The organism is Kitasatospora sp. NPDC043950 (genome assembly GCF_056435345.1).
This window is the reverse complement of record NZ_JBWKER010000006.1, coordinates 100,234-117,093: the sequence shown is the minus strand read 5'-3', so window position 1 is coordinate 117,093 and position 16,860 is coordinate 100,234. Positions and strand designations below refer to the sequence as shown.

Genomic DNA, 16,860 nt, shown 5'->3' with positions numbered 1-16,860 from the left:
GACGCTCAAGGATTCGTGGCCGAAGCAACGTGCGCAGAATGACACGCACTTGGTGTGAGGAGGCACGGAATTGACGGTGAATCACTCGACGGGGGTGTGGCTCGTCGAGGGTTGACGCCGAGGTGGTCGGACCCGGCGGCGCGGGGTGGAGGTGGCCTCGTGCTCCTCGGCCCGGAACGGGCGCAGCGCCGCGTCCGGGTCCGTTCCCCTCGAAGGTTCCGGGCCGGGCCGGGGTCCGGCCGTCGGTGTCAGCCTTCCTCGCGCCAGCCCTCGTGCTCGACGGCGATGGCGTCCAGGGCGTGCAGCAGGGCCGGGGTCCAGCCGTCCTCCGGGGGCTCGACGACGACCAGCCACTGGGCGTCCTCGGCGTCGTCCTCGCCGGCCAGGGCGTCCCGGACGAGGTCGAGCTCGCCGAGGTCGGGGTGGGCGGCGCTGAGCTCCTCGGCGGCGTCCTCGGCGGCGTCGCGGTCGGGCAGGACGAGCAGTTGCCGGGCGTGCGGGTCGTTGACGTCCGGCAGGTCGGTGGTGTGGTTCTCGGTCACCGGACCATTCTCCAGGTCGGGTGATCGGCACGGTCGGGCAGGTCGGGTCAGGCGGGTCGGGTCGGGTAGGTCGGGCCGGAGAGGCGGGACCGGGCGGGGCCAGGGGCCGGGGTCGCCCCGGGCGGGAGTGTCCGCGCCCCGTGGGATGCTGGTAGGCGATGGCCAGGAAGAGTGCACCCGACGACCTGCTCGCCCCGCTGACCCTCGCGGTCGGCCAGGAGGAGCTGCTGCTGGACCGCGCGGTCGCCCAGGTGGTGGCGGCGGCGAAGGCGGCGGACCCGGACACCGACGTGCGGGATCTGCCGCCCGGCGGCCTGCAGCCGGGCAGCCTGGCCGAGCTGACCACGCCGTCGCTGTTCGCCGAGCGCAAGGTGATCGTGGTGCGGGCCGCGCAGGACCTCTCCGCCGACTCGGTGAAGGAGGTCAAGGCGTACATCGAGGCGCCGGCCGAAGAAGTGATCATGGTGTTGGCGCACGCGGGCGGGGCCAAGGGCAAGGGCCTGCTGGACGCCGGGCGCAAGGCGGGCGGTCGCGAGGTGGCGTGCGCGAAGCTGACCAAGGCGAGCGAGCGGCTGGCCTTCGTCCGGGGTGAGTTCCGTACGCTGGGCCGCTCGGCGACGCCGGAGGCCTGCCAGGCCCTGCTGGACTCGCTCGGTAGCGACCTGCGCGAGCTGGCGGCCGCGTGCAGCCAGTTGACCTCGGACGTCGAGGGCGCGATCGACGAGACGGTGGTGGCCCGCTACTACAGCGGCCGGGCCGAGGCGACGGGTTTCGAGGTGGCCGATCTGGCGGTCACCGGCCGGGCCGCGGAGGCGTTGGAGCGGCTGCGCTGGGCCCTGGCGGTGGGCCAGCCGCCGACCGGTATCACCTACGCGCTGGCCTCCGGCGTGCGCAGCATCGGGCGGCTGGCGACCACCGGGCGGAACATGCGTCCGGCGGACCTGGCCCGCGAGTTGGGCATGCCGCCGTGGAAGGTCGATCGGGTGCGCCAGCAGATGCGCGGCTGGACCGGCGACGGGGTGGCCACCGCGCTGACCGCGATCGCCCAGGCCGACGCCGCCGTCAAGGGCGGCTCGGACGATCCGGCCTTCGCGCTGGAGCGCGCGGTGGTGGCCGTCGCCCGGGCGGCCCGGGCCGGGTCCCGCCCGGCGTACTGACGGCGCGGCCACCGGACCGGACCCGTCCACCGGACCGGGGCCGGACCCGGCCCGCGCCTGCCCGGCCACCCGCCGACCCGCCTGCCACCACCTGCTCACCCGCCGACCCGCCTACGCGCCCATCGAGCGGACGGCTTCCCAGGCATCGGCCCGCAGCGCCGTCCGGAGCCCCGGACGCGCGTGACCGGCCAGACGACAGCGACCGGGCCGCGGAACGCGACAGGCGCCGTAGCGGGCCTCTGGGGAGAGGCCGACTACGGCGCCTGTCGTACTGCTTCGTACACCGCACCCGCGTGGCGAACGCAGGCCGCGTGCGGTGCGAGTCTCTCGCGCCTCAGGGGTCCGGGTAGAGGGCCGGGTCCGTCCCGAGGCGGTGGGGGCCGAGGCCCCCGGGGCGTCAGGCCTGGGCGGCCGCGTTGACGCGCTTGGTGATGGCCGACTTCTTGTTGGCGGCCTGGTTGGCGTGGATGACGCCCTTGCTCACGGCCTTGTCCAGCGCCTTGGAGGCGGCGCGGGCCAGCACGGTGGCCTTCTCGGTCTCGCCGGCGGCAGCGGCCTCGCGGGCCTTGCGCAGGGCGGTCTTCAGCGAGGACTTGACGGCCTTGTTGCGCAGGCGCGCCTTCTCGTTGGTCTTGTTGCGCTTGATCTGGGACTTGATGTTCGCCACGAAGGAGCCTCAGTCTTGTCTAAAAGGATTGAACGGGCTGCACCGCGCGGCCGCCGGGCAGCTGAGAGGGCATGCCGGGGCCAGGTGCAGCAGCCCACGCTACCAGGGGCCCGCCACCCGCCCCAAACCGGGCGCCCGGCCCCGTGGCCGGGTCGCCTGCGCGGTAGTGGGCCGTCTACGCACTGAGCACCGGCTCCCCGTAGTGCTCGACCTCCGGGAACGGCCGGTAGAAGCGGTGCAGCAGCTCCCGCCACCGCCGGTACTCGGCTGAGCCGCGGAAGCCCTCGGTGTGGTCCGCGAGCGTCTCCCATTCCACCTGGAGGAGGAATCGCGAGCCGCGTCCTTCGTCGAGGCAGCGGCGCAGTTGCAGGGAGCGGAAGCCCTGCTGGACGGCGATCAGGGGCCGGGCCTCGGCGAAGGCGGCGAGGAACTCGTCCTCCTGGCCGGGCAGGACGTCGAGCAGGGCGCTTTCGAGGATCACGGGGTGCCATCCTGCCGTCTGGCGCGGGCCCGGAGAAGGTCCGGGCGGACCGAACGGCGGCCCGCGCCGTGGTCGTGGGAGGATGGGAGGAACTATTTCGATCGGACGAGACTGTCCGGTCCCCGGGAAAACCGGTCAGCGATGACCAGGACACCCCCGGCCCCGGACCAACGGAGAATCGGACCAAGGTGCCCGCGACCCCCAGCAATGTGCCAGAGCCCAGCCGTACCGACCCGGCGCTGATCCGCAACTTCTGCATCATCGCCCACATCGACCACGGCAAGTCGACGCTCGCAGACCGGATGCTGCAGATCACGGGCGTCGTCGACCCGCGGCAGATGCGCGCCCAGTACCTCGACCGCATGGACATCGAGCGCGAGCGCGGCATCACCATCAAGTCGCAGGCGGTCCGCCTCCCGTGGGCGCCGAGGACCGGTCCGAATGCCGGGACGACGCACATCCTCAACATGATCGACACCCCCGGCCACGTGGACTTCACGTACGAGGTGTCCCGCTCCCTCGCGGCCTGCGAGGGCACCATCCTGGTGGTCGACGCGGCCCAGGGCATCGAGGCGCAGACCCTCGCCAACCTGTACCTGGCGCTGGAGAACGACCTCACGATCGTCCCGGTGCTGAACAAGATCGACCTGCCGGCCGCCCAGCCGGAGAAGTACGCGGCGGAGATCGCGCACATCATCGGCTGCGACCCCTCGGACGTGCTGCAGGTCAGCGCCAAGACCGGCCTCGGCGTCGAGGACCTGCTGGACCACATCGTCAACACCGTCCCGGCCCCGGTCGGCGTCAAGGACGCCCCGGCCCGCGCGATGATCTTCGACTCGGTGTACGACTCCTACCGCGGCGTGGTCACCTACGTGCGTGTCGTGGACGGACAGCTCACCAAGCGCGAGCGGATCGCGATGATGTCCACCGGCGCCACCCACGAGCTGCTGGAGATCGGCGTCATCTCGCCCGAGCCGAAGGTCTCCGACGGCCTGGGCGTCGGCGAGGTGGGTTACATCATCACCGGCGTGAAGGACGTCCGGCAGTCCAAGGTCGGTGACACCATCACCTCGATGCACAAGGGTGCGACCGAGGCGCTGGGCGGCTACAAGGACCCGCGCCCGATGGTGTTCTCCGGCCTGTACCCGCTGGACGGCTCGGACTACCCGCTGCTGCGCGACGCCCTGGACAAGCTGCGGCTGAACGACGCCGCGCTGGTGTACGAGCCGGAGACCTCGGTCGCGCTCGGCTTCGGCTACCGCTGCGGCTTCCTCGGCCTGCTGCACCTGGAGATCATCCGGGAGCGCCTGGAGCGCGAGTTCAACCTCGACCTGATCTCCACCGCCCCGAACGTGGTCTACCGGGTGATCATGGAGGACGGTACCGAGCACATCGTCACCAACCCGAGCGAGTTCCCGACCGGCAAGATCGCCGAGGTGTACGAGCCGGTCGTGCGCGGCACCATCCTGGCGCCCAACGAGTTCGTCGGCGCGATCATGGAGCTCTGCCAGTCCCGCCGCGGCAACCTCCAGGGCATGGACTACCTGTCCGAGGACCGGGTCGAGCTGCGCTACACCCTGCCGCTCGCCGAGATCGTCTTCGACTTCTTCGACCAGCTGAAGTCCAAGACCCGCGGCTACGCCTCGCTCGACTACGAGCCCGTCGGCGAGCAGTCCGCCCAGCTGGTGAAGGTCGACATCCTGCTGCACGGCGACGCGGTGGACGCCTTCTCCGCGATCGTGCACAAGGACAAGGCCTACGGCTACGGCGTGATGATGGCGGGCAAGCTGCAGAAGCTGATCCCGCGCCAGCAGTTCGAGGTGCCGATCCAGGCGGCCATCGGCTCCCGGGTGATCGCCCGTGAGACGGTCCGCGCGATCCGCAAGGACGTCCTCGCCAAGTGCTACGGCGGTGACATCTCGCGCAAGCGCAAGCTGCTGGAGAAGCAGAAGGAGGGCAAGAAGCGGATGAAGATGGTCGGCCGCGTGGAGGTCCCGCAGGAGGCCTTCATCGCCGCGCTGTCCACCGACGCCGAGGCGCCGAAGGAAAAGAAGTAACCACAGGCGCGTGAGAGGGGCCCGGGCGGACAACCGCCCGGGCCCCTCCTCGTTCTCCCCACCCTCGTTCTCTCCGCCGGAGCGGGCCACCGCAGCGCACCACGGACGAGGAGCCGGGGCGGTTCGGGCCCGCCCCGGCTCGGCACCGGCGGTGTGCGACGGTCAGTCCACCTCGGCCACGGCCTCCGCGAACTGCGCCTGGTACAGCCGCGCGTAGGCGCCGTGCGCGGCGATCAGCTCGTCGTGCGAGCCCTGTTCGACGATCGAGCCGTTCTCCATCACCAGGATCACGTCGGCGTCCCGGATGGTGGAGAGCCGGTGCGCGATCACGAAGCTGGTGCGGCCGGTGCGCAGCCGGGCCATGGCCCGCTGGATCAGCACCTCGGTGCGGGTGTCGACGGAGCTGGTCGCCTCGTCCAGGACGAGGATCGACGGCTGGGCGAGGAACGCCCGGGCGATGGTGATCAGCTGCTTCTCGCCCGCGCTGACCCCGGCGCCGTCGTCGTCGATGACGGTGTCGTAGCCGTCCGGCAAGGTGCGCACGAAGCGGTCGACGTGGGCGGCCTTGGCGGCCTCGACGACCTGCTCGCGGGTGGCTCCCTGGGCGCCGTAGGCGATGTTGTCGGCGATGGTGCCGCCGAACAGCCAGGTGTCCTGGAGCACCATGCCGATGCCGGAGCGCAGTTCCTCGCGGGACATCGCGGAGACGTCGACCCCGTCGAGGGTGATCCGCCCGGAGCTGACCTCGTAGAACCGCATCAGGAGGTTGACCAGGGTGGTCTTGCCGGCGCCGGTGGGGCCGACGATGGCGACGGTCTGGCCGGGTTCGACCTTGAGCGAGAGGTCCTCGATGAGCGGCTTCTCGGGGTCGTAGCGGAAGGACACGTCCTGGAAAGCGACCCGGCCGTGGATGGTGTCGGGCCGCTCGGACACGGCCGGTTCGGGGGTCTGCTCGGGGGCGTCCAGCAGCTCGAAGACGCGCTCGGCGGAGGCGACCCCGGACTGCACCAGGTTGGCCATGCTGGCGACCTGGGTGAGCGGCTGGCTGAACTGCCGCGAGTACTGGATGAACGCCTGCACGTCGCCGATGGACAGCGCGCCGCTGGCCACCCGCAGGCCGCCGACGACCGCGACCAGCACGTACTGCAGGTTGCCGATCAGCATCATCGCGGGCTGGATGATCCCGGAGATGAACTGCGCCCGGAAGCTGGAGGTGTACAGCGCCTCGTTGTGCTCGCGGAAGGTCTCGGCGGACTCGCGCTGGCGGCCGAACACCTTGACCAGGGTGTGGCCGGTGTACATCTCCTCGATGTGCGCGTTGAGTTGGCCGGTGGACTTCCACTGCTGGACGAACTGGGGCTGCGCCCGCTTGCCGACCTTGGCGGCGACGGCCACCGACAGCGGCACCGAGATCAGGGCGATCGTCGCCAGCAGCGGGGAGATCCAGAACATCATCGCCAGCACGCCGATCACGGTGAGCAGCGAGTTGACGACCTGTCCCATGGTCTGCTGCATGGACTGGCTGATGTTGTCGATGTCGTTGGTGACCCGGCTGAGCACCTCGCCGCGCGGCTGCTTGTCGAAGTAACTGAGCGGCAGCCGGGCGAGTTTGGCCTCGACGTCCTGGCGCAGCCGGTAGCCGGCCCGCTGGATCGCCGCGGTGGCCAGCCGGCCCTGGACGATGCCGAACAGGGCGGAGGCGAGGTAGATGACCAGCACCCAGAGCAGCACGGTGCCGATGGCGCCGAAGTCCATGCCCTGGCCGGGGGTGAAGTCCACCGAGGAGAGCAGGCCGGCGACGCCGCCCTCGCCGTGGGCGCGCAGCCCCTCGACGATCTGCGCCTTGGAGGTGCCGGGTTCGAAGCGGGCGCCGACGACGCCGGCGAAGATCAGGTCGGTGGCGTTGCCGAGGACCTTGGGGCCGGTGACGGCGCAGCCGATGCTGAGCACGCCGAGGGCCAGCACGCCGGAGATCAGGTTGCGTTCGGGGCGCAGCAGGGCGAGCAGTCGCTTGCCGGAGCCCTTGAAGTCCATGGACTTCTCGGTGCCCTGGCCGCCCATGAAGCGGCCCGGTCCGGCGGGGCCGCGGCGGGCGGCGGCGGCCTGCGAGTCGCTGGGCAGTTCGTCGGCGGGGTCCGCGGCCTTGGTGTCCGGGTCGGGCTTTGCGGGGTCAGCGGCCTCGGGGTCCACGGTTCTGGTGTCCGTGGTCTCGGTGTCCGCGGTCCTGGTGTCCGCGTCGGGCTTGCCGGGGGTGGTCACGCCGCCTCCTGCTCGGTGAGCTGGGAGAGCACGATCTCCCGGTATGTCGGGTTGTCGGCCATCAGTTCGTGGTGGGTGCCGGTGCCGACGACCGCGCCTTCGTCGAGGACGATGATCCGGTCGGCGTCGCGGATGGTGGAGACGCGCTGGGCGACGATCAGCACGGTGGCGTCGGAGGTCTCGCGGGCGAGGGCCTTGCGCAGCCTGGCGTCGGTGGCGTAGTCGAGCGCCGAGAAGGAGTCGTCGAACAGGTAGACGTCGGGCTGGCGGACCAGGGCCCGGGCGATGGCCAGGCGCTGGCGCTGGCCGCCGGAGACGTTGCCGCCGCCCTGGGCGATCGGGGCGTCCAGGCCTTCGGCCAGTTCCGCGACGAAGTCCTTGGCCTGGGCGATCTCCAGGGCGTGCCAGAGTTCCTCGTCGGTGGCGTCGGGCCGGCCGTAGCGGAGGTTGCTGGCGACGGTGCCGGAGAACAGGTAGGGCTTCTGCGGGACGAGGCCGACGCTCTCGGCGATCGCCTCGGGGGCGAGTTCGCGCACGTCGACGCCGTCGAGCAGGACCTGGCCGGAGGTGGCGTCGAACAGCCGGGGCACGAGCCCGAGCAGGGTGGACTTGCCGCTGCCGGTGGAGCCGATGACGGCGGTGGTCTCGCCGGGGCGGGCGGTGATGGCGATGCCGCGCAGCACCGAGGCCTCGGCGCCGGGGTAGCGGAAGTCGACGTCGCGCAGTTCCAGGTTGCCGCGGCGCAGCACCTCGGTGATCGGCGCGGCGGGCGGGACGACGCTGGAGGAGGTGCCGAGGACCTCCTCGATGCGCTCGGCGCAGACCTCGGCGCGCGGCACCATCATGAACATGAAGGTGGCCATCATGACGCTCATGAGGATCTGCATCAGGTAGGAGAGGAAGGCGGTGAGCGCGCCGATCTGCATGCCGCCGTTGTCGATCCGGTGGGCGCCGAACCAGAGCACGGCGACGCTGGAGACGTTCACGACCAGCATCACGGCCGGGAACATGAACGACATCAGCCGGCCGACCTGGAGGGCGGTGTCGGTGAGGTCCCCGTTGGCCTTGGCGAAGCGGGCCTGCTCGTGGTCGTCCTTGACGAAGGCGCGGATGACCCGGATGCCGGTGATCTGCTCGCGCAGGACCCGGTTCACCGTGTCGATCCGGGTCTGCATGCTGCGGAACTTGGGGCGCAGCGAGCGGACGAGGAGGACGACGACGGCGCCGAGCAGCGGGATGACCGCGAGCAGCAGGCCGGACAGCGGCACGTCCTGGTTGAGGGCCATGATGATGCCGCCGACGCACATGATGGGGGCGGCCACCATGAGCGTGAAGCTCATCAGGGCCAGCATCTGGACCTGTTGGACGTCGTTGGTGGTGCGGGTGATCAGCGAGGGGGCGCCGAACTGGCCGACCTCGCGGGCGGAGAAGCTCTGCACCTGGTCGAAGACGGCGGCGCGGACGTCCCGGCCGAAGGCCATGGCGGTCTTGGAGCCGTAGTAGACGGCGCCGATCGAGCAGAGCGCCTGGACCAGGGTGATGCCGATCATCACCCCGCCCACCTGCAGGATGTAGCCGGTGTCGCCCTTGACCACGCCGTCGTCGATGATGTCGGCGTTGAGCGTCGGCAGGTAGAGCGCCGCCAGGGTGGACACCAGTTGGAGCCCCACGAGCAGCGCGATCGGTCGGGAGTACGGGCGCAGGTACGCCCTGAGAAGTCTGATCAGCACTGGCACACTCTTGTCGTCGACGGGTGGATTCGCATCCCGATTCTCGTTCTTTGGTGGACTCGTACAGGCGATTCACGAGTTGTGGATCGCAGGTTTGCCCAGTCCTTTGCCGAACCGTACGGCGGGCCCGATTGCACGGGTTCACCGGGGCGCGGGCGGAGTCGTCGTCGGGCACCGGCGGCGCGGCGGTGTGCCGGCCGGGCCCCGCCCTCTTACGGAATGACCGGTTTCCCCCTAGGCTGCTGATTGCCCCCTTGTTACTCGCCGGTATCGCCCGGGTTGACCGGGGGCCCGGCGGCCGCCCCCCACGGGCGCCGAGACCATCCCTCAGACGGCCACCCGCCCCCGGAGGTCCTCGTTGAGTTCCGCGCAGTCCCTGATCGACTCCGGCAGTGCCGACTTGGTCGCCGGGCGTCCCGCCTCCGTCGCCCACCTCTTCCTGGAGCGGGTCGCCGCCACCCCGAACGCCGAGGCCTACCGCTACCCGGCCCCGGTCGACGAGCACGCCGCGGACAGCGCCCCCGGCGCCGAGCAGTGGCGCTCGCTCACCTGGGCGCAGACCGCGGCCCGGGTCAAGGCGGTGGCCGCCGGCCTGATGGCGCTCGGCATCCAGCCGGAGGACCGGGTGGCCCTCGCCTCCTCCACCCGGCTCGAATGGATCATCGCCGACCTCGGGAACATGTGCGCGGGTGCCGCCACGACGACCGTCTATCCCAGTACCAACGCCGATGAGACCGCGTTCATCCTCTCCAACTCCGGTTCCAGGGCGCTGTTCGCGGAGAACTCCGCCCAACTCGCCAAGGCCGTCGGCCAGCTCGGACAGCTGCCCGAGCTGCGGACCGTCATCCTCTTCGACGCCCCCGAGGCCGACGCCCCCGAGACCGACGCCCCACAGGCCAGTACCCCCGGGGCCGACGGCCTGAACGCCCTCACGGTGCTCACCCTCGCCGAGCTGGAGCAGCGCGGCGCCGAGTACCTGGAGCAGCACCCGGACGCGGTCGAGAAGGCCGTCGCCGCGCTCGACAAGGAACAGCTGGCCACCCTCATCTACACCTCCGGCACCACCGGCCGCCCCAAGGGCGTGCGCCTGGTGCACGACTGCTGGGCGTACGAGGCCCGGGCCCAGGAGGCCAGCGGACTGCTGCGCTCCGACGACGTCCAGTTCATGTGGCTGCCGCTGTCGCACGTGTTCGGCAAGACGCTGATCTCCGGCCAGATCGCCACCGGCCACGTGATGGCCGTGGACGGCCGGGTCGACCGGATCATCCACAACCTGCCGGTCATCCGGCCGACCGTGATGGCCTCGGCGCCGCGCATCTTCGAGAAGGTCTACAACGGCATCGCCGGCCGGGCCCGGGCCGAGGGCGGCGCCAAGTACAAGATCTTCCGGTGGGCCGCCAAGGTCGCCCGCGAGCACGCCCGCGCCGTCCAGGAGAGCCGGATCGCCACCGGCGCCGGCACCGCCCCGCTGGGCCTCAGGCTCCAGCACGGCCTGGCCGACAAGCTGGTCTACGCCAAGATCCGCGCGGCCTTCGGCGGCCGGCTGCGCGGCGCCGTCTCCGGCAGCGCCGCGCTCGCGCCCGAGATCGGCTACTTCTTCCTCGGCGCCGGCGTGCCGATCCTGGAGGGCTACGGCCTCAGCGAGACCAGTGCCGGCTCCTGCGTCAACCGTGAGGAGGACGTCCGGATCGGCACCGTGGGCCGCCCGCTGCCCGGCACCGAGGTCCGGATCGCCGAGGACGGCGAGATCCTGCTGCGCGGCCCCGGCGTCATGCGCGGCTACCACGACCTGCCCGAGAAGACCGCCGAGGTGCTGGAGGCCGACGGCTGGTTCCACACCGAGGACATCGGCGAGCTCGGCCCCGACGGCTTCCTGCGGATCACCGACCGCAAGAAGGACCTGTTCAAGACCTCCGGCGGCAAGTACGTCGCGCCCAGCGAGGTCGAGGGCAGGTTCAAGGCGGTCTGCCCGTTCGTCAGCAACATCCTCGTGATCGGCAACGGCCGCAACTTCTGCACCGCGCTGATCGGCCTGGACGAGGCGGTCATCATGCCGTGGGCCGCCGCGCACGGGCTGAAGGACAAGTCCTACGCCGAGGTGGTCGCCGACCCGCAGGTGCACCAGCTGATCGAGGGCTTCGTCAAGCGGCTCAACGCCGACCTCCAGCGCTGGCAGACGATCAAGAAGTTCCACCTGCTGCCACGCGACCTCGACATCGAGCACGGCGAGCTCACCCCGAGCCTGAAGATCAAGCGCCCGGTGGTCGAGCGGACCTACGCGGACGCCGTCACCGCGATGTACGCGGGCGCCAACGAGGCCTGATCGGCCCCGACCCCGTACGGCTCACCGGTTCGGGTGAGCCGTACGGGACAATGGGGTCATGCCCTCCGCACTCCCCGACGGTGAACCGGTGCCGTCCGACGGTTCCCTGCCCGCATCCGCCCGCACCGGTCTCGGGCAGCGGCCGTTCGGCTTCTACCTGCACGTGCCCTACTGCGCCAGCCGCTGCGGCTACTGCGACTTCAACACCTACACCGCCACCGAGCTGCGCTCCTCCGGGGCCGTCGCCTCCCAGGAGACCTACGCGGACAACGTGGTCGCCGAGATCCGGCTGGCCCGCCAGGTCCTCGGCCAGGTCGACCTGCCGGTCCAGACCGTCTTCCTCGGCGGCGGCACCCCCACCCTGCTGCCCGCTCGCGACCTGGTGAAGATGCTCGCCGCGCTGCGCGAGGAGTTCGGGCTCGCCGAGGGCGCCGAGGTCACCACCGAGGCCAACCCGGAGTCCGTCGACCCGGCCTACCTGGCCGAACTGCGCGAGGGCGGCTACAACCGGGTCTCCTTCGGCATGCAGAGCGCCCGCCCGCACGTCCTGAAGCTGCTCGACCGCCACCACACCCCGGGCCGCCCCGAGGCCTGCGTCGCCGAGGCCCGCGCCGCCGGCTTCGACCACGTCAACCTGGACCTCATCTACGGCACCCCCGGCGAGTCCGACGACGACTGGCGCGCCTCCCTGGACGCCGCCATCGGCGCCGGGCCCGACCACGTCTCGGCGTACTCCCTGATCGTCGAGGACGGCACCAAGCTCGCCGCCCGGGTCAAGCGCGGCGAACTGCCGATGATCGACGACGACGTGCACGCCGACCGCTACCTCATCGCCGAACAGGCCCTCAGCGCCGCCGGCTACACCTGGTACGAGGTCTCCAACTGGGCCACCACCCCGGAGGGCCGCTGCCGCCACAACGAGCTGTACTGGACCGGCGCCGACTGGTGGGGCGCAGGCCCGGGCGCGCACAGCCACGTCGGCGGCGTCCGCTGGTGGAACGCCAAGCACCCCGCCGCCTACGCCCAGGCCCTCGCCGAGGGCCGCACCCCGGCCCTGGGCCGCGAGGTGCTCGCCGAGGAGGACCGCCGGGTCGAGCGCATCCTGCTGGAACTGCGCCTCGCCGAGGGCATCCCGCTCACCCTCCTCACCGACACCGGCCGCCACGCCGCCGCCCGCCACCTCGCCGACGGCCTCCTCGCCGCCGAGCCGTACGCCCAGGGCCGCGCCGTCCTCACCCTCCAGGGCCGGCTGCTCGCCGACGCGGTCGTACGTGACCTGGTGGACTGACATTCGTTAACGTGGGTGTCAGCCGTCGGAGGGAGCGTGCGATGACCGCCATCGATGATCGGATGACCGGGATCTTCGAGAACCTGGAGGTGCCGGAGGGCATCAAGGCCGAACTCATCAGGGGGGAAATCGTGATGATGGCGGGGCCTGACATGGTCCACAATCTCATCGTCCTGGCGATTCAGCACCAGCTTCCGTACGGTCGGTGGCGTCCACTCACGACCCAGGACCTGGGGATCCCCGGCCAGGCGAGCGAACCCCAGCCCGACCTGGTCGTCTTCGAACGCGGGGCGGTCCAGGAGCACGGACGACTGCTGCCGTCGCCCGCCGTCACCCTGGTGGTCGAGGTGGTGTCGAAGACCAGTGTCGATCGTGATTACCGGACCAAGCGGGAGCTCTACGCCGAGGGCTCCGTCCCCGCGTACCTGATCGTGGACCCGATCAAGGGGGTCTGCGTGCTGCTGACCGAGTTGGGTAGGGATCCCGGGTCCGGCCTCCCGAGGTACATGTCCGAGCGGACCAGCAAGTTCGGCGAGCCCGTCCCCGTCAGCCTGCTTGAGATCGATCTGGACACCACGGACTTTCAGCAGTACGTCTGATCGGCCTCACTCCGGAACCGTCACGAAGTCGATCAACTCCTCGACCTTGCCCAGCAGTTCCGGCTCCAGGTCCTTGTAGCTGTCCACCGTGGAGAGGATCCGCTTCCAGGCGGCGGGGGTGTTCACCGGCCAGCCGAGGCGGCGGCAGACGCCCTCCTTCCACTCCTCGCCGCGCGGGACGGCGGGCCAGCCGGCGATGCCGACGGAGGCGGGCTTCACGGCCTGCCAGATGTCGATGTAGGGGTGGCCGACGACCAGGACGGCGTCGCCGGTGACCTGGGCGGCGATGCGCTGCTCCTTGGTGCCGGGGAGCAGGTGGTCGACCAGGACGCCGAGGCGCCGGCCCGGGCCGGGGGCGAAGTCGGCGACGATCGCGGGCAGGTCGTCCACGCCCTCCAGGTACTCGACGACCACGCCCTCGATCCGCAGGTCGTCGCCCCAGACCCGCTCGACCAGTTCGGCGTCGTGCCGGCCCTCGACGTAGATCCGCGACTCGCGGGCGACCCGGGCCCGGGCGCCGGGGACGGCGACCGAGCCGGAGGCGGTGCGGCCCGGCGTACGGGAGGGGGCGGGGCCGGCCGGGCGCACCAGGGTGACCGTCCGGCCCTCCAGCAGGAAGCCGCGCGGCACCAGCGGGAACACCCGGAGCTTGCCGAAGCGGTCCTCCAGGGTGACGGTGAAGCCCTCGGCGGTCTTCTCGCAGCGCACCACCGCGCCGCAGAAGCCGGTGGCGGCCTCCTCCACCACCAGGTCCCGTTCGGCGGTCACCTCCGGGGCGGGTTGCTGCTTCTTCCACGGCGGGGTCAGGTCGGGTCCGTACTGGCGGCTGCGCATGAAAGCGACTATACGGACGGACCGTCAGAGGCCCGGCGCGCCCCAGACCGGGAACCAGCGGCTGAGGTCCTTCTCCAGCCGCAGGTCGTTCCCGAGCATCGCGTTGACCTGGAGCTCCAGCGGGCTGTTGCGCCGCTCCCCGCCGCCGGGCATCGGGGCGAAGGGGTAGAAGGTGCCGCGCTTGTAGAGGTAGACCAGGGCCAGCGACTGCCCGTCCGGGTTGCGGAAGCCGACCAGCGAGCAGAGCAGCTGCGGTCCGAAGCCGTTCGCCTCCAGCTCGCTGTTGACCGCGTGCAGGTCGTTGACCAGGTCCGGCAGTTCCTCGGGGGTGTGCCGGGCGAGCAGCCAGGAGTAGCCGTAGCCGTCCTTGGAGGCCTCCACCGGGACGCCGCCGCGCTCGGTGTCGGCGTCGAGCAGCGCCCGCACCTGCTGTTCGACCTGGCCGAAGGCCGCGCCCTCGACGGCGGCGAAGCAGACCGAACCGAGCCCGGTGGGGGTGAACCCGGCCCCGGCCTCCAGGGTGAGGGCGGCGGACGGGACGCCGAACAGCTGGTCGAGGTCGGGCTTGACGGGCTTGGTGCGCCCGAACAGGGTGTCCAGGATTCCCACGGCGGTCCTTTCGGAGGAGGGAGTCGGGAGGGCGGCAGGGCCTCAGCGGCCGAGCTGCTCGGAGATCTTCGCCAGCTGCTCCAGGCGCTTCTCCAGCGTCGGGTGGGTGGAGAACAGCTGCGAGGCGGTCTCCCGGGCGCTCAGCGCGGGGGCGAAGTAGAAGGCGTTGTAGGGCTGCGCCTGGCGCAGGTCCTTGCTGGGGATGGCGGCGATCTGGCCGGTGACCTTGGTGAGCGCGGAGGCGAGGGCGCTGGGCCGGCCGGTGAGCTGGGCGGCGGCGCGGTCGGCGGCGAGTTCCCGGTAGCGGGACAGGAGCCGGGTGAGCAGGAAGCTGATGGCGTAGACGACCATCGACACCAGCGGGATGATCAGGGCGACGATGGCCGCGTTCTGGTCGTTGTTGTTGCGGTTGCCGCCCATGAACCCGCCGTACATGGCGATCCGGGTCATGGCCCCGGCGAGGACGCCGAGGAAGCCGGCGATGGTCATCACCGCGACGTCCCGGTGGGCGACGTGGGACAGCTCGTGGGCGAGGACGCCCTCCAGTTCCTCGGGCTCCAGCCGGCGCAGCAGGCCGGTGGTGACGCACACCACGGCGTTCTGCGGGTTGCGGCCGGTGGCGAAGGCGTTCGGCATGTCGTTGTCGGCGACCGCCACCCGGGGTTTGGGCATGTCGGCCAGCGCGCAGAGCCGGTCGATGGTGCCGTGCAGTTGCGGGTACTGCTCAGGGGTCACCTGGTGGGCGCCCATCGCCCGTTCGGTGATCTTGTCGCTGAACCAGAACTGGGCCACGAACAGCCCGCCGGAGATCAGGACGATCAGTGGCCAGGCGCCGCGCAGCAGCACGATCAGCAGACCGGTGAAACCGACGTACAGCAGCCCGATCACGAACATCGTCACGACCATGCGGCCGGTCAGACCGCGGTCGGGCGCGAAACGGGTGTGCTGGCCCGAGCTCGACATTGCTTGCTCCTCCATTCGCCGTCGTCTTCGATGCTGCCACCCGGACGGCCCCGCGGCACCACCCCCGCGCCGGGAACTGCGGGCAGGATCACTCCGGCCGGGCCGTTCCTGCCGTTGGGCCCGGGCCTTACACTGGCAGGTACGGTTTTGGCACTCGCAGGTTCAGAGTGCCAAAGCGGGTGCCGGAGCCGGGATCCTCCCGGAGCGGGCAGCAGCATGCGTGACACGAACGGACAACGTGCGAAGACGGAGGTGTGTGCCCCATGGCCGGTGAGGTTCGCCAGCTGGACGACCGCAAGCTCGCCGTGCTCCGCGCGATCGTCCAGGACTACGTGGGCACCGAGGAGCCGGTCGGCTCCAAGGCCCTGGTGGAGCGGCACAACCTCGGAGTCTCCCCGGCGACCGTCCGCAACGACATGGCGGCGCTGGAGGAGGAGGGCTACATCCACCAGCCGCACACCAGCGCCGGGCGCATCCCCACCGACAAGGGGTACCGCCTGTTCGTCGACAAGCTCGCCGAGGTCAAGCCGATGAGCGCCCCCGAGCGCCGGGCGATCCGGCACTTCCTGGACGGCGCCGTCGACCTGGACGACGTGGTCATGCGGACGGTGCGGCTGCTCGCCCAGCTCACCCGGCAGGTCGCGGTGGTGCAGTACCCCTCGCTGTCGCGGTCCACCGTCCGGCACATCGAGCTGGTGGCGCTGGCCCCGACCAAGGTGATGCTGGTCCTGATCACCAACACCGGCCGGGTCGAGCAGCGGATGGTCGACTGCCCGGGCCCGGTCGGCGAGACGGTCCTGGCGGACCTGCGGGCCCGGATCAACGCGCGGGCCGTCGGCCAGCGGCTGCCGGACGTGCCGGGGTTCCTGGAGGAGCTCCCGGCGGGTTTCGAGCCGCCGGACCGCCCGACCGTCAGCACGGTCCTGGCGACGCTGTTCGAAGCGCTCGCCGAGCAGAACGAGGAGCGGATCATGCTGGCCGGCACGGCCAACCTGACCCGCTTCGGGCACGACTTCCCCCTGACCATCCAGCCGGTGCTGGAAGCCCTGGAGGAGCAGGTCGTCCTGCTCCGCCTCCTGGGTGAGACGGCGGACGCCGCGATGACGGTCCGGATCGGGCGGGAGATCGCCTACGAGGGGCTGAATTCCACCTCGGTGGTGTCGGTCGGCTACGGTTCGGGCGACGAGAGCGTGGCCAAACTGGGTGTGATCGGTCCGACCCGGATGGACTATCCGGGCACAATGGGGGCGGTGCGTGCGGTGGCGCGGTACGTGGGCCAGATCCTGGCCGAGTCGTAGCACAGGCCGCCGTCGGAACCTCTGACGGCGGTGTCCAGTCGCAGCACTACTAC

The 16,860-nt window shown here is 71.1% G+C and carries 14 protein-coding genes; 6 read left to right on the top strand and 8 right to left on the bottom strand.

Translation table 11 applies throughout. The features are described from left to right. Positions 1-248 precede the first annotated feature (248 nt). A complete protein-coding gene (locus tag AC07BF_RS06270) occupies positions 249-542 on the bottom strand; it encodes a hypothetical protein (protein ID WP_363588274.1) in 294 nt (97 codons plus the stop codon). Positions 543-700: 158 nt separating this feature from the next. Between AC07BF_RS06270 and holA the strand changes: the two genes are divergently transcribed. Further along, entirely contained in the window at positions 701-1,699 is a 999-nt protein-coding gene (gene holA, locus AC07BF_RS06265; protein ID WP_363588272.1) for a DNA polymerase III subunit delta, read from the top strand. 397 nt (positions 1,700-2,096) lie between these two features. On the opposite strand, the gene rpsT is transcribed toward holA, so the two are convergent. After that, the gene (gene rpsT / locus AC07BF_RS06260; protein WP_270147017.1) at positions 2,097-2,366 is read right to left on the bottom strand and encodes a 30S ribosomal protein S20; all 270 of its coding nucleotides are present in this window, start codon (positions 2,364-2,366) and stop codon (positions 2,097-2,099) included. A 175-nt stretch (positions 2,367-2,541) separates the two neighbouring features. Further along, positions 2,542-2,847: an antibiotic biosynthesis monooxygenase family protein gene (locus tag AC07BF_RS06255; protein ID WP_363588270.1), complete on the bottom strand. Its 306-nt coding sequence runs from the start codon at positions 2,845-2,847 to the stop codon at positions 2,542-2,544. Positions 2,848-3,035: 188 nt separating this feature from the next. Between AC07BF_RS06255 and lepA the strand changes: the two genes are divergently transcribed. Continuing rightward, positions 3,036-4,904, top strand: coding sequence for a translation elongation factor 4 (gene lepA, locus AC07BF_RS06250; protein WP_478333032.1), 1,869 nt, complete (start codon positions 3,036-3,038; stop codon positions 4,902-4,904). 162 nt (positions 4,905-5,066) lie between these two features. Here the strand turns inward: lepA and AC07BF_RS06245 are convergent, their stop codons facing one another. Both AC07BF_RS06245 and AC07BF_RS06240 read right to left on the bottom strand, forming a co-directional pair. After that, entirely contained in the window at positions 5,067-6,965 is a 1,899-nt protein-coding gene (locus AC07BF_RS06245) for an ABC transporter ATP-binding protein (RefSeq protein ID WP_363588280.1), read from the bottom strand. Between the two features lie 194 nt (positions 6,966-7,159). After that, on the bottom strand, positions 7,160-8,893 hold the full coding sequence (locus tag AC07BF_RS06240) for an ABC transporter ATP-binding protein (RefSeq protein WP_363588266.1): 1,734 nt from the start codon (positions 8,891-8,893) through the stop codon (positions 7,160-7,162). 358 nt (positions 8,894-9,251) lie between these two features. Here AC07BF_RS06240 and AC07BF_RS06235 point away from each other — a divergent pair, with 358 nt between their 5' ends. From AC07BF_RS06235 to AC07BF_RS06225, 3 genes are read left to right on the top strand one after another with little or no spacing between them, the layout of a single operon-like run. Then, a complete protein-coding gene (locus tag AC07BF_RS06235; RefSeq protein WP_400805382.1) occupies positions 9,252-11,216 on the top strand; it encodes an AMP-dependent synthetase/ligase in 1,965 nt (654 codons plus the stop codon). Between the two features lie 58 nt (positions 11,217-11,274). Next, positions 11,275-12,504, top strand: a complete 1,230-nt coding sequence (hemW, locus tag AC07BF_RS06230; RefSeq protein WP_363588262.1) for a radical SAM family heme chaperone HemW — start codon at positions 11,275-11,277, stop codon at positions 12,502-12,504. Between the two features lie 41 nt (positions 12,505-12,545). Continuing rightward, entirely contained in the window at positions 12,546-13,103 is a 558-nt protein-coding gene (locus AC07BF_RS06225; protein WP_363588260.1) for a Uma2 family endonuclease, read from the top strand. A 6-nt stretch (positions 13,104-13,109) separates the two neighbouring features. Here AC07BF_RS06225 and AC07BF_RS06220 read toward each other — a convergent pair whose 3' ends face one another. Genes AC07BF_RS06220 through htpX form a run of 3 tightly spaced genes read right to left on the bottom strand, consistent with a single transcriptional unit; the run spans position 13,110 to position 15,509 of the window. Further along, the gene (locus tag AC07BF_RS06220) at positions 13,110-13,937 is read right to left on the bottom strand and encodes a DUF3097 domain-containing protein (RefSeq protein WP_363629209.1); all 828 of its coding nucleotides are present in this window, start codon (positions 13,935-13,937) and stop codon (positions 13,110-13,112) included. Positions 13,938-13,961: 24 nt separating this feature from the next. Further along, on the bottom strand, positions 13,962-14,546 hold the full coding sequence (gene pspAB / locus AC07BF_RS06215) for a PspA-associated protein PspAB (protein ID WP_363588256.1): 585 nt from the start codon (positions 14,544-14,546) through the stop codon (positions 13,962-13,964). Between the two features lie 42 nt (positions 14,547-14,588). After that, on the bottom strand, positions 14,589-15,509 hold the full coding sequence (gene htpX / locus AC07BF_RS06210; RefSeq protein WP_363588254.1) for a zinc metalloprotease HtpX: 921 nt from the start codon (positions 15,507-15,509) through the stop codon (positions 14,589-14,591). A 263-nt stretch (positions 15,510-15,772) separates the two neighbouring features. Here htpX and hrcA point away from each other — a divergent pair, with 263 nt between their 5' ends. Then, positions 15,773-16,807 (top strand): heat-inducible transcriptional repressor HrcA, encoded by a 1,035-nt coding sequence (hrcA, locus tag AC07BF_RS06205; RefSeq protein ID WP_063347523.1) that lies wholly within the window; start codon positions 15,773-15,775, stop codon positions 16,805-16,807. Positions 16,808-16,860 lie beyond the last annotated feature (53 nt).